Annotated in this window: 6 protein-coding genes; 2 read left to right on the forward strand and 4 right to left on the reverse strand. The window is 47.0% G+C overall.

Annotated elements, in window-relative coordinates:
- Positions 1 to 329: 329 nt before the first annotated feature.
- The 3 genes from Q1B11_RS18805 to Q1B11_RS18815 all read right to left on the reverse strand — a co-directional run bounded on the left by Q1B11_RS18805 (position 330) and on the right by Q1B11_RS18815 (position 8,674).
- Positions 330 to 1,703, reverse strand: coding sequence for an HlyD family type I secretion periplasmic adaptor subunit (locus tag Q1B11_RS18805; protein ID WP_299735283.1), 1,374 nt, complete (start codon positions 1,701 to 1,703; stop codon positions 330 to 332).
- On the reverse strand, positions 1,618 to 2,103 hold the full coding sequence (locus Q1B11_RS18810) for a hypothetical protein (RefSeq protein WP_299735285.1): 486 nt from the start codon (positions 2,101 to 2,103) through the stop codon (positions 1,618 to 1,620). Before Q1B11_RS18810 ends, Q1B11_RS18805 begins: the two co-directional genes overlap by 86 nt.
- Before the next feature lie 130 nt (positions 2,104 to 2,233).
- Positions 2,234 to 8,674, reverse strand: coding sequence for a tandem-95 repeat protein (locus Q1B11_RS18815; protein ID WP_299735287.1), 6,441 nt, complete (start codon positions 8,672 to 8,674; stop codon positions 2,234 to 2,236).
- 459 nt (positions 8,675 to 9,133) lie between these two features.
- Here Q1B11_RS18815 and Q1B11_RS18820 point away from each other — a divergent pair, with 459 nt between their 5' ends.
- Positions 9,134 to 10,378, forward strand: a complete 1,245-nt coding sequence (locus Q1B11_RS18820; protein ID WP_299735289.1) for a TolC family protein — start codon at positions 9,134 to 9,136, stop codon at positions 10,376 to 10,378.
- Between the two features lie 16 nt (positions 10,379 to 10,394).
- Positions 10,395 to 12,224 (forward strand): hypothetical protein, encoded by a 1,830-nt coding sequence (locus Q1B11_RS18825; protein WP_299735291.1) that lies wholly within the window; start codon positions 10,395 to 10,397, stop codon positions 12,222 to 12,224.
- Here Q1B11_RS18825 and Q1B11_RS18830 read toward each other — a convergent pair whose 3' ends face one another.
- Entirely contained in the window at positions 12,225 to 14,339 is a 2,115-nt protein-coding gene (locus Q1B11_RS18830; RefSeq protein WP_299735293.1) for an ATP-binding cassette domain-containing protein, read from the reverse strand.
- Positions 14,340 to 14,396: the final 57 nt, after the last annotated feature.

The following is a 14,396-nucleotide window of genomic DNA, read 5'->3' on the forward strand; positions in this document are numbered from 1 at the left end:
TGGTAGTGTGGGGCTTCCCCATGTGAGAGTAGGTCATCGCCAGGCACTAAATTACCCTTGAGTTCGCTCAAGGCTGTAAAAACCCCGAGCACTTCGTGTTCGGGGTTTTTGCTATGTGACCTATTTATTCTTAACCCCCTCAAAGAACAATACCTAGTTATTGTCGCTAATCGTGATCTTATGCCTGTTCGTCAATATGCTTATTGAACGAACTCAAGGGCAAGTTCGTTTAGGCTCAGAAGATTGGTCAGTGAGCTGATTTTGGAAGGGGTCAGTTGATGCTAAGTATTAAATGGTTTAGCTACCTGATAATTGTTACACATTTAAAGTTAGTCTATGGCGGACTCAGACCATTTCAAATCCAATGTTTGTTTAGAAAATGCATCTGGTAGCAAATAAGCCAGCACGCTTTGTTTACCGGATACAATGTAGGCGTCTACCGTCATTCCTTGCAGTAATGGTTTGTCAGCCCCAAAACCATACTCATCCGTTGCAATGGATACCTGATAATAATCCCCAGGCGGGTTCTCACTTTGAAAGGTATCTGCACTGATATCTATAATGGTTCCCAAGAGTCCACCGTAGCTGCTGTAATCGTAAGCGGAAACACGAATGTTGGCTTTTTGACCTGGCCAGATACGAGCACGATCCTTGGGCAATATTCTGGCTTCAATCATTAATGGCTCATTTTCAGGAACGATTTCAGCCATGGTTGTTCCTGGTGAAACCACTTCACCTACGGTACCGGTAATTAATCTGTGCAATGTGCCGCTGACAGGAGCTCGGATTTCGCTACGGCTTTCACGTTGCCTTGAGGCGTTAACCTGAGCTTCGAGCAAGGCAATTTTTGCCATCTCCCGGTTGAATTCATCTTGAACTTTTTCTTTGAAATCGGTTTGCAATTGATTTTTTTGTAGCTCCAGTTGTTTCAGCTCCGCACTGATTGCCGTTAGTTTATGACTGGATTGATTAATGCGTGTTTCCATTCGCAACACATCCATACGCCGTTCCAACAGGTTTGATTTTGAGCCTGCCCGATCTGACATCAAACTTTCCAGCATATCTCTTTGCTCTTTGGCAACGACCAACTCTTTGCCAAGATCCTGAGTAGTTTGCTCAAGCTCTTCAAACTCAGTTTGTTTCTGAATTATTTTTTGTTCGATGATGGCTCTCTGGTCTGCCAGAGCTTGTTGCCGGTTTTGATAGAGCTGCCACTCGTTATATAGATAGTCTTTTAATTCTGGTGTTTCATCGACCACTGATTCCAGAGTAAAGGCATTTCCTTGCTTTTCTGCCAGTAGTCGTTTTATGCGGGCGTATTTTTCTGATAATTCTTCCTGCAAAACCTCAGTGACTTCCATTAATTTTGGATTTTCCACAATGAAAAGCAGCATTCCTTTAGTTACTTTCTGTCCTTCTGAAACGTTGAGCTCAGAAAGAATGCCTCCCTCAAGGTGTTCAATGATTTTATTATTGCTATCTGCTGTGACCTTCCCTGTACCATGAACAAAAATATCAATAGAGGTGACAGAGGCCCAGATTAAGAAAACCAGAAATGCCAGGAATATCAGTGCTCCAAGGCTGTAGCGTGAAAACAGCTTGCGTATCAGACGACGATCATTTGCTGACCTGAATAATTGCGTAGTTGTTGATTTCCTGATTATTGCTGATACGTACAGTAATATTTTTTGCTGGAAGTCCATTTTTGATCAGCCTGTCCCGAAGGTCCATAAGACGGTTGTAGGAGACAAAAGAAGAAGTTGTGAGAGAGAGATCCTTCATGCTCAAGAAGCTGGTAATAACAATAGGGTTGGTGAGAATTTCATCTTTATGCTTTTTCACCCACTGATTGAACTGACCCTTATTCTGCTCAGAAAGTAACGTTTCAAGCTGTGTATAGATAATCTTGATGCTCGTATCTGTGAGCACCAACTCCGTAGATTGTGCGTTTTCCCGGCGCTTGGAAACCACATCAGTGCTCTGGGTTGTATTACTCTTTGATGCCTGCTCTACTGCCTGCTGACTAACTTTCAAGCTGATGCCTGCAATGACCAACAGCTGCACCAGAACAAGAAAGACAAACACAAGCAATGCCGAGGACATGATATCCACGAATCCGGGCCAAGGATTTTCTTGATTTTCATCTGACATGGCTGAGGTGTTTAATCCGAATAGGCTCTATTGATGAAAGAGTTTATCGGCACCTCAGATAAGAGCTTTTATCCGATGTTAACTAAAGGTCTGCTTGAAGGTTACCATTATCCAGAAGATTGTTAATCACGTCTGCATCAGGTAACCCTCCACCGGTGAGATCAATGTCTTTGAAGGTTACCCGTTTGGTAACATCACCACCCGCCTCTTGACGTATTTCCATAATCGTATCCGCACCAGCAGTGGAGAAGCTGAATAATTGATCAAGGCTATCAGCTGAGTTGATAAGAATATCATCCACTTTCAGCACATCGCCGACTTCTTGGTTGAAGTCTGTGATGGTAAGGTCAGAAGGGCCCCCTGCCATACCGCTCACATCAAAGAAGAACACATCTCTACCTTCGCCACCGGTTACGGTTGCGCCGTCATGATCAATATGGAACGTGTTTTCATCTGCATCACCAATCAAGGTATTAAGGCTTTTAGTGGTGCTGTGGCTGAATCCGGCAAGCTGTTCACTGATGGTTTCCACCGGGATGTCATTCACGCCGAGTAGAGCGTTGCCGGTGTAGTCAAACGTCAGTTGTTGATCATCTTCGATGGCTGGACCATCAAAGCTGATGGCGACTTCACTATTGTTAATTACAGCACTGGAAACGATTCTGCTGACACCATCGATCGTGATAGTGAACTCAGCATTTTCCACTGAACCATGCAGAGTTTCAGAAAACATAAGAACCAATTCATTATCTGTAGCGTGGGATATTAACAACTCCGGTGAGTTTGATGTGGCTTCCTGTGGTGAGTCTTCATAAGCTAATTCAACATCACCAATAATGCCCTCAGAGCCATCTGCTTTGGTATAAGTGGTTTGGCCATGGATTATTGAGCCGTCATCCAGTATTTTTTGTTGCTTGTCTGATACGACTGAAATCTCTGTAATTCCCGCTTCGGCAAGAGTGATAATTTCGCCCTCGTCAGCGACACCATTCTGGTTTTTGTCCTGAAAGATCAGAATATCTTCGAACTTTTCATCTTCTGAGTTCAGCACATCATCTTGATTACTGTCGTACAGTTTTGCCAACGCTTCTAGGTCGGTGTCATGTTCTTCGGTTTGCTGGGCGATAAACAGTTCGTCCATTGAAGATAGCGTGCCATCTCCATCAAGGTCGGTGATGATAAAGCCATCGTCGCCACTGACCCATGCCGTTTTTTCCTGATCACCATCACCATCGACATCGAGGTAGGTCTCTGACTCATCAACGCCGATAATTTCGATTCCATCACCATCCAGATCAATCACAACCGGAGGTGATGTGGTCCATGTTCGTCCCCCAGTGCCTATATAACCATTAACAAGAGTACCTCCATCCATATTTACTCTATTAATGCCGACACCAGCACCACCTGTGCTCACACCAATGCTTTGCTTACCAAATATATACCCGCCAGGGTTGAACCAGAGTGTTTGATGACCGGTCGTCTGCGAGAAGCTGATGCCAGAGCCAACGTCTTGAATTCTTATGGTGGCATGATACAAGTTAAACCCTTGTTGGAATTGAACTTCCCGAGTGTAGCCACTGCTTACGTCCGCTGGCAGTGTGATAGTGGCTGAAGCGGAAATGGGCGCCCCGAAGGTATTACTACCACCTATCTGTAATGTGATAGTTTTCCCAGCCATCTTGTGGTTAACGAGGTCGCTGACATCCTGAGTACCATTAAGGTTAATGGACACATCCTGAGTAACAGTATCGCCACTACTGTCAGTGACAGTAACAGTGTAGGTTTGTGTCAGTGCCTGACCCGCATTGAGGTCATCAAGAGCACTGTCGTCGACGCTGTAAGACCAGTTGATTTGTTGCGTTCCGTTACTAGAGTTACCAAGAGTGGGAGAAAAGTTACCTCGATAGCCTGAGCCTGCTGGCGTAACAGATACTGACTGGGCATCAGATAAGTCAACATCCGCGATGGTGAAGCTGCCATTATCACTATGGGTTACCGAGTTTTCGCTGGCAGACCTGTCTGCGCTCTCTGTGACACTGCCACTGACATCATTGACGGACTGTATTGTTGGTCTGTCGTTAGTACCTGTAATAGTAACCACGACATCTTGTTCAGTGGTGCCACCCTGACCATCAGAGACAGTAACCGTGTAAGTTTGATTCAGAGTTTCACCGTCAGCCAAATAATCGATATCGCCATCGGATATTTCGAAATTCCAATCTACGCGGCCGGAGCTGGTATCGCTGGGATCCTCAACATTGATGCTGAACTCACCCAGGTAACCGGATGAGGTAGCGGTGAAATCTACCGTGTGACCATCATCGTTCAAATCCACATCATCGAAAATAAAACTACCATCGTCGGTTAGGGTGGCGGTTCGTTCACCATCGGCACCATCATCAAGCTCGGTAATAGTGCCAGCTACATCGGTGACCGTAATATCGGGGGCGTCATTAGTCCCAGTGATAGTAATGGCAACGTCTTGATCAACGGTACCACCAACACCATCCGAAACGGTCACGGTGTAGGTCTGGATGAGTGTTTGCCCTTCCGCCAGATAATCAAGATCGCCATCATCGATCTCAAAGTTCCAGTCAATTCGACCACTGCCATCACCTGCTGTGTCATCACCAACATCAACACTGAAGCTACCAAGATAGTCTGTCGCAGTGGCAGCAAATTCAACTGATTGGGTATTTCGATAATCATCTGCGGTGATGGTAAAGCTGCCATTTTCCGTTAGTGTGGATGTGCTCTCTCCAGATGCGCCGTCATCCAACTCTGTTATTGCGCCTTCCACATCCGTGGCTTCAGCTACTGTGGGTGCTTCGTCAACATCACTAGTAATATTTAATGTATAAGTTTTGCTTTCACTTTCCAGAGCACCATCGCTGACGGTGAAGTCAAAAGTAACCTGAGTATCTTCATCTATTCTGGCAGATGTATACGTCAGGTTATCTATATTATCGGATGAAATACGCTGGCCGACTTCTACCAGATCATCATTGAGTTTTAGCTCACCACCGTCAGGAAGTGACTTTATTTCTATTCGTACAAAGTTAGCACCAGAATCAATGTCATTAAACTCAAAATCACTGGTTTCAAATTGATGAATACGATGCTCTGAAATCGTTTCTGTTCGGTCTTCCGTTTCTGGTGCATCATTAACATTGCGGACGCCTACCCTTATGTAGGAGGTAGTTTCATTTATATCACCATCGTTTTCTTCTGTAAGAGTTCTTATAGTGGGGCGAAACCAGTCAACATAATTGTCAGGTAATACCACCTGAATGCTTGATAGACTCCACTCGGTGATCTCTGCAGATGGGTTTTCTTCGGTTATGGTAAATGAATTGGTGCCATCGGAAACTACGGAGCCTATAGGGTTGTTATCGAGGAAAATGGTTAATGTTTCTGAGCCGTCGGTGTCTACCAGCTCAGAAGAAATATTCATTTGGAATGTACCGCCTTCATCAATTTCCAGTAATTCCGTTTCTTCAATACTGCCTTCTTCAGTGCCACTGGTATCGTAGGCTGATAGTTGAATGTCCGTATCGTCAGCCACCGCTTGAATGGTCAACGTGTAATTAGCTGTTGTTGTGGTTATTCCATCGCTAACAGTGTACTCCAGAATTGCTTCTGCTCCACCGAGATGCTCATTGGGCTGGAACGTCCAAGTACCATCATCGTTTTCAATGATGTCACCGGTATTATTGGTCACCTGCAGTGATGTTACTGTGATGTCATCGCCGTCTAGATCGGTGGCGTTTTCCAGAAGCTCTTCTGGCGTAATGATTCGAGTCTGGTCTTCTTCAATGGTGTCGTTGAAATTGCTGGCTTCCGGACCATCATTGACGGCGGTTACCGTCAGGTTTACCTGACTCGATGTGCTGAGGCTGTCGTCGGTGATATCAAAATTCAGTTCCAATTCGCCGTTGAAATTGGCACCGGGAGTAATGGTAAAAGAGCCATTGTCGTTTTCGGTTATGGTAGCGGATTCGTCGGAAGTGCTGAGGTTGGTGGCGGTCAGTGAATCATTTTCAGGGTCTGAAGCATTCGTCAATAGTTGTTCCTGAGTCAGGGTGATGCTGTTGTCCTCGGCGACGTTCGCGGTAATCGGATCGCCTGCCACCGGTGCCGTGTTTTGAGTAGCCGCCATCTCCGTGCCATTGGCCGTCACACTGACCGGGTTGTCTATGGTGCTGCCCCCCCCCATGCGAGCCACCAGATTGCTGTCTGAAAAATCACCCCCACCCGTACTGTCAACATAAACCGCATCCTCCGTAATCAACAGGTAGTTGGACATCTCTTCTTCAGTGACGCCTTCGGGGATCAGAGCGCTGATATCGAATCGATCCTGCTCATCCTCGGTGGAGGTGAAGTCCCAGATAATATCCACAGCCCCATCATCTGATAGTACAAAGGTATCATCGCCAGCGCCACCGATCATAAAGTCACGACCAACGCCGCCTTCAATCCGGTCATCGTCAGTACCACCATCCAGGTAGTCCCGGCCATCCCCTCCGATCAAGGTGTCTTCACCCGCATCGCCAATCAGTACCGCTCTCTGGGTGCCTGATGCGTCTCGCTCGCCCGCATCTATCAGATGGTGCCCCCAGGTGCCCTGGCCTTCCTGATAGCCGGAAGCATCAATCGTGTCGTTACTGTCACCGCCAAAAACAAACTCGACACTGTTTTCCTGCATGTTGAAGGTGGTGTCCTGACCTGCTTCTGTCTCCATTCTGACCCGGTCATAACCCTCACCACCATCAATGACGCCTTCACTGATATCTGCAAAATCCACGTACAGCTCATCGTTACCAGTGCCACCGTACAACTGGTCAGCGCTGCTCGTCGTGCCCAGGGCATCACCGTCCAGAATGTCATCGCCACCGCCACCGCGGATCTCATAACTGCCATCACCGCCTTTCAGAACTTCGTCTTCGTCATCCCCTTCAATGACCAGATTTTCATCCCGGTTGAATAACAGCTCGGAGCCACCCGGCATTTTCAGGCGAACCTGACTGTCCAGCTCACTGCTGGCGCCAAAACGAGCCAACTGGTTTTCCAGATTGAACTCCCGGGTGCCATTCACATCCACGAAGACGCCGTTGTCGGTGATCATCAGGTAATCGCGGAGATTGGACTCGGTCGCACTCTCGGGCAGGATCTGCTCAAGATTCAGAATGTCTCGATGGGATTCAATGCTAGTAAAGTCAGCGAGGATGTCGTATTTCAAATCCTCATTGGTGGAGGCTTCCAGCGTCATGATGAATTCATCAGAGCCTTCCCCACCGTACATAACGTTGCGGCCATCACCACCGAACAGACGGTCATCGCCATCACCACCGTCCAGGTATGCATTATCGTCATTCGCTCTGAGCGTATCGTTACCGGCACGCCCATAAAGGCTTACCCGGTCACTGGCCACACTGGATGCATCCAGCTCTTCATCGCCCTGACCACCAAAGGCCTGGCGCAGGTTATGGGTATCCAGCTGCAGCTGAAACACCTCACCATCCTTACTGTTCAAAAACCCCCGGGTGGAATTGGTGAACATGCGCTCATTCATGATTTCATCAGAGAGCGGGGTTGCAGAAGACTCTGCCCAGTTAAAATCCAGAGTGGTGCTGTCATCCACGGTAATACGCACCACTTCACCCAGTTCCGACTGCTTATCAAAAGCCGCAATCTGTGTGTTTGACGTGAACCGACCATTGCCCGTGGTATCAATATACACACCCCGCTCAGAGATCTTCACAAAGCTGGCAATATTCTCCTCGGTAACGCCGGACACAATCTCACTGATGTCCAGAACATCCTGTTCGGTATCGTTGTTGGTAAACCGCAATACATCGACACTGGACAGATCATCCATGACATAGATGTCATTGCCCGCCCCTCCGAGGTAGTAATCAACGCCCGCTCCGCCGGACAACGTATCACTACCCGCGCCACCGGTGATGCGATCACTGGCATCGGAGCCGTTCAATGCATCATCACCGTCTGTTCCGGTCACCGGGCTGGTGGTCATGAGCGGATCATCACTGTTCACTGTGCGGTCAAACTGAATCGTACCAACACCGGCCACATGCACCGAAATGATATTACCAAAATTAGAATTGGCAGCAGAAAAGCGGGCGACCTGAGAGTCCGCCGTGAAATTACCCCGGCCGGTGGAATCGATATAGACACCGGTACTGGTGACTTTGAGGAAATCCTTAAGGTTGCTGCTGGATGCCCGGTCTGGCAGCACGTCGGTGACATCAAGAATGTCCTGCTGCTCATCGTTGGAGACAAAATAGAGGGTATCAATATTGCCATCATTGCCGAGGATATAGCGGTCATTGCCGGCACCACCGTCGTAGGTATCTGCACCGGCGCCACCTGTTAGGACATCATGGCCATCCTGACCGTTAAGAACATCATCGCCTTCCTGTCCGGCAATGTAATCCGCGCTGGAAGTGCCGTCGAGGTTATCGTTGGCACTGGTTCCATTCACGTTATTGCGTCCATTCATCGATTATGTCTTCCTTTGAGTACCCGGTGATCATGGGCGCAAATTAAGCAGGTTTAGATAATGGTAAGAATAGTAGAGGCTTATTGGTGATTACCGGGGATGCATGGACTTTATCGGACGTCAAATGGCGTGCAGATCGTGGATATGGATTTAAAGAATGCAGTAACCATATGAAATCAAAATAATTATCAGGCGTAACCTTCAGTGAACTGTTTATTAGGTTAAATCTTTATATTCATCGCATGATTAATCCATTTATCGAATTAGTGAGTTTATGATGATTTGGTGTTGAAAGGATAAAAACTCCTGATAATCAGTCGATTAACAGTCAGATGACAATTTATAGCGTATTCAAATAAATAGCTGGCTCAACAGTCTGACGGGAAATTGACTTAAATGATTCCTAACTTCAGAAAATATTTACTTCCCTTACTAGTCTGCAGCCCAACTGCATGGGGTATGAGTTTGCAGGAGGCCGTTAATCTGGCAATTGCCAGCAATCCGATTACCAAAACGCTGGAGGTAGATGCCCGTATTGGTGAGGCTCGATTGCGTCAGATACGAGGTGACCTTCATCCACAGCTATCGATAAGCTTTGAGAAAGGCACTTATGAAACCAGCAATGATGATGGTAATAATGATCAAGGCTGGACTGATAACCATAAAAGCAAGCTTGAGCTACGTCAGTTGGTTTATGACTTTCACCAGACGGGCTATCGCATAGATTCAGCTGCCGCCACTGTCCGCGCCAGAGAGTTCAGTTATCAAGAAGGAGAGCAGAGACTGGCATTGCTGGTAGCCAGAGCTTACTTGGAAATTCTGCGCCTCGATGAAATGTTGACACTGCTGGATGAGAATACAGCGGTGTATAAAAAATTACTGGATACCATGAAACAACGCGAAGCTGCTGGTGCGTCTTCCTACTCGGAAGTTAAGCAGGTGGCGGCATTATTGGAAGCAACCAAGAAAGATCGAATTAGTTATGTCGCTGACCGTGAGTTTGCGGTCGAAGCATTTACGTTAGCGGTAGGTCAGCCCCCGGAAGATCTTAACGCATCTGGTTTCACAAAGTTGGTGGTCAATGAAGAAGAAGATGCTCTTTTAGAAAAAGCCCAAAATATTTACTACGGGCTTTTGGTTAAGAATGAAGAAGTAGACGCAGCCAGAGCAACGCTGAATTCGAGTCGCCGGGATCTTTATCCAACATTAACACTTGAAGGAAGTTGGACTCGTCAGGAATCTCTTCAAACCAGAGATAAAACGAGCGCAGAAGGCCTTGAAAAGATAGTTTGGGTAGAAGAGGCTCAGGCAAAATTAGTACTGACTTATGACCTTTGGGATGGAAGCAAAGCTCGAAGCAAAAAAGTAGAAAGTTCACTGTTATTGAACCGATCAGAATATCAGCGCGATGAGTATATTAAAAACCTTAAAAAAGACATACGGGCTGAGTGGAGCAACATGAAACGGTTTGCTGCAGAACGAGAATCGAATGCTGAGTATTTAAAAGTCAGTAAAGAAGTCGTTGGTCTTTATCGAAAAGAGTTTGAATTGGGGCAGAAAAGTCTTTTGGATATTTCAACCGCTCAGAGAGATCACCATCGGGCAAAGATGGACGATGTACGAATTTCTTATGATTACTACAACAGCGTATTGAGCCTGTTGCTCTATCAAAACGCTGTCATTAAAAAGATTCAACAACTATAAGAAATGGGGAAGCAAGGTGACAGGACTGACAGAGCATATTCGGGTTAAACCGCCCGGCATTATCGGTAACTATCTCCGCAGAATGATCGTGATATTGGCAGCAGTCATCTTGTTGCTAATCATTAATTACAACATTCTGTTCGATGTGTTTCAGACGAATATATTGCTCAACCTGGCCATAGGCGGTGCTTTTAGCCTTGGCACTTATCTTTGCTTTCGGAACATATACCGGCTCAGAGGAGACTTTAAAGCCTTGCGGGATATTGATCACTTCCTGTTTGAAAGTCTCGATATGGAAGGCCTTCGTGCTTACCAAGAGAAAACCTTTCTCACCTCTGAGTTGCTCTACAGCCTTCAAAAGAATCTGAATAAATATGAGTCTTCTGGCGAAGCGGTCAATCGCATTCTCCCCTCAGTTGCCAGAAGCCTGTTCAATATTGTGAATAATGGTTTGTCTGAACGTCGCTCGATCATGAGTTATTTCAGTAATTTATTACTGTACCTTGGTCTTTTAGGGACATTTATAGGTTTGTTTTCAACGGTCAGCTCGATCAACAGTTTGATTGGTTATCTTGCATCCGGCCTATCGGGTGATGAAGATTTAACCAAAATGCTGGTCATACTTATTCAAAGCCTGGAAGAGCCACTGGATGGCATGGGCGTGGCTTTTGGTACCTCTCTGGCCGGTTTGAGTTCTTCGGTTATTCTTGGTGCTCTGGCCATGAATGTGAACAAAGCGGGAACGGTGTTTGGCAACAATTATTCCAACTGGTTGTTTGAGTTCGCTATCTCTGCCAGTGAGGAATTGAGAGAAAGTCAGGCTAATAGCGACCCACTTGCTGGTGGTCATTCTTCAGGCAACGGCAACAATGGCGCGGTTGTGAATGTGGATTTGGGCAGCCTGAAACATGCGCTGCGCCAGCTGGTGGATATTTCAGGCAATCAGCTCTCCAGAACGGAAGCCATTGCCACTTCCCTTGCGGACCAGTTTGATGCCATGCATGAAACACTTCGGCAGCAGAACTCAATACACATTATGCAGCAGCTGGTGGATATTTCGGGCACCCAGCTCACCAGAATGGACGCCATTGCAACGACCCAGGGAGAGCAGTTGGATGCGATCAACGAGAACCTTAGCGATCAGAACGTAAAGCACATTCTGCAACAGTTGTTGGATGTGGCAGGTTCTCAGCTCGCCAGAACCGAAGCGATTGCTAGCAGTCAGTCGAATCAGTTAGAAGCAATACAGGACACACTTCGCCAGCAAAAGGTAGAAAGCTATTTGATGGCTCTGCAATCTCAGTTGGAGCGCATGTCTGCGACATCTGAAAAGGCTGCGGATAGTCTTGATGAGCAATCAACACTGCTTGGGCAACAGCTGTCTGAAAGTCAGCAGGAACATAAACAGTGTGAAGAACACCGTACGTTATCAATCTCACAGAAAAGCGACGATTTACGTTTACAGGCGTTACTTCAGTCGCAATCAGCAGAAGGTAACCAAACACTGCAGTCTATTTTGCAACAGGTAGAAGGTATGCCTGAAATGATGGGCTCTGATGTCAAAGAACAGATGAAAGTAGTAGCGGAAGAGTTGGAGTTATCACTGCTAAAACGCATCACGCGCTTTATCAAACGTTATGTACGTCATGTCAGCTGGCTGGTTCGTAAAGATCAGTCCAGAAAATTGGATAAGCTGGAAAAAAGGCTTCAGGATAACGAAACGCAAATTAAGCAGGAGATGGAAGTTCAGCTGGAAGAGTCTCACAACCGAAACAATGCAATAACGGTAAAAGTCTTCCGAGCTCTGCATCATATCTATCAATTATTAGTGAGAAAGCAAAAATAATCAGCCACTGGATTTCTGGCCAGACATTCTGGCCAGAATCTCATCTCTTGGCCCATCTGCAATAATCCGTCCGCCATCCATCAGTATGATTCTATCCACAAGTTGCAGCAGGCTGGCACGGTGGGTAATCAACAAAAAGATATGTTTCTTTTTCAGGAATTTGGGGAATTTTTTGCACAACAAGGATTCATTCACATTATCAAAACTGCTGGTGGGTTCATCGAGAATAATTAATTCTCCGTCATGAAGCAGCGCTCTCGCCAGAGATAGTGCCTGTTGTTGTCCGGCGGACAAATTGAGCCCCCGCTCACTGACAGGGTGATCGAACCCAAGTGGGCAGGTTTCAATGAAGGCACTTAAACCCACCAGATCACAAACCTTCTCGATTTGCTTCTTGGATGCGGAGACCTTGCCCATCAATAGATTGCTTCGGACGGTGCCGGCAAATACCGTTGGTTGCTGGCGGGCAACGCCAAGGTGTTTTCGGTAGTCTTTCAGATCGACATGCATTAGCGAGTGTTTACTGATTTTTATATCCCCTGCACTGGGCAGAAGATTGGCTTGAAGCAGGTCAATCAGAGTACTTTTGCCACAGCCCGATGCGCCAAGTAACGCAATGCGCTCGCCAGGCTTAATCTGAAAGTTAAGATTACTGAGTGCTAAGGTCTGGGTGCCAGGATATTGAAACGACAGGTTTTCGATTTTCAGGCCACTGCGTAGACTTTTCACTGGGTGAAGCTCTTTGGCATGCTCTTCATCAACCATCTCCTCATCCAGCCGGTGGCTGAACAGTGCCCGGATTTGCTGCAATGACTGGCGAGCATGGCTAATACGATTTAATGCCATAGAAAGATTCGCCATGGGCGCAATGGCTCGGCTGCCCAGAATAATGCAGGCAAATAAGCTGCCCGGCGGCAAGCTGCCTTCATGAATCAATAGAACGCCGGTCACCAGCATGCCAAACACCACTGCCTGAGTAGAACTGGCGACCAGGGATGTGAGCAATGCACCGGCGGATTTACTGTTGAACTCCCGGCTGGTGGCCGCCGTGATCAGCACTCGCCAGCGGGCGAGCACCTGACTTCTCGAATCCATCGACCGGATGGTATCTATGCCGCGAATGGTTTCATGGAGAAATACATTTTTATCCTGATTGCTTTGGCTGCTGATCGCTGATTTTTCCTGAGACAATCTAAAGCTGAATAGCGACATGGGGATCAGCAGTATCGCAATGATCAAAGGCACCCAGACCAGAGGGCCGCCAATAATTGAAATCGCAACGCAGAATAAAAAGAAGAAAGGAATATCCAGCACGGCTAAGAGCACGCTGCTGGAAATGCTCTCTTTCACCCGGGCGAAGTCCTGAATCACCTGAGCGATTTTGGCGGGAGGCGCCGTTAATTCATGGCTCTCTTGATGAAGAATTTCTTTTAATAGGCTGGCTTCAGACTGCTGGGCAATGGCACGGCAGGCATCGTCCAGAAAATAGCTCCGCAGCCAGCGCAACAGAAAATCCAGAATCAGCACAATCACCATACCAATGCTTACGGACAACAATGTATCCATCGCCTGACCGGGCAATACTTTATCAAACACAAAGTGGGTGAAAATCGGTAACCCAAGGGTGAGCAGGTTGATCATCAGCGTCGCCAGCAGCACCTGAGAATACTGAGGCCAGAGGCGAACCGCCTGATTTCGCAGCCATTGTTTAAACTTGGGCTTGTTTCTCTCTATAGGGTCTCTTTCCAGCTGGTGGATAACGCCGGAATAGTCTGCCTGTAACTTTTCTTCGTGGATCCAGCGTTGCTCCCCTTCCGGAGTCATCACCAGAAACTCTTCCCCTTTACGCTCCATCACCACATGAAACAGCTTCCCTTTTAATTGAATCAGACAGGGAAAATGACGGTCATTCATCACACCAAACGGTAGGGTATAGCGTTTGTGCTGCCAGCCACGATTTTTTGCGAGGTCAGAAAGGTGTTTAACATCAAGAGGTTGGTCGGCTGCTGTGCGAGCGTAGTCGTGAGGAAGGTCGACACCCTGAAGCCGAAACAGCACCATGACAGCCAATTCGAGATTGCCGGGGGTGGGTTCTGTCTGGGTGTTTTTTTGCATAAGTCATCCGTTGACTTGTGGCGGGTTGCTTTAGTACTCCTTTTTAAAAGCGCCTTT

It is taken from the genome of uncultured Endozoicomonas sp., assembly GCF_947495845.1.
In the GTDB taxonomy this organism is placed as follows: Bacteria; Pseudomonadota; Gammaproteobacteria; order Pseudomonadales; family Endozoicomonadaceae; genus Endozoicomonas.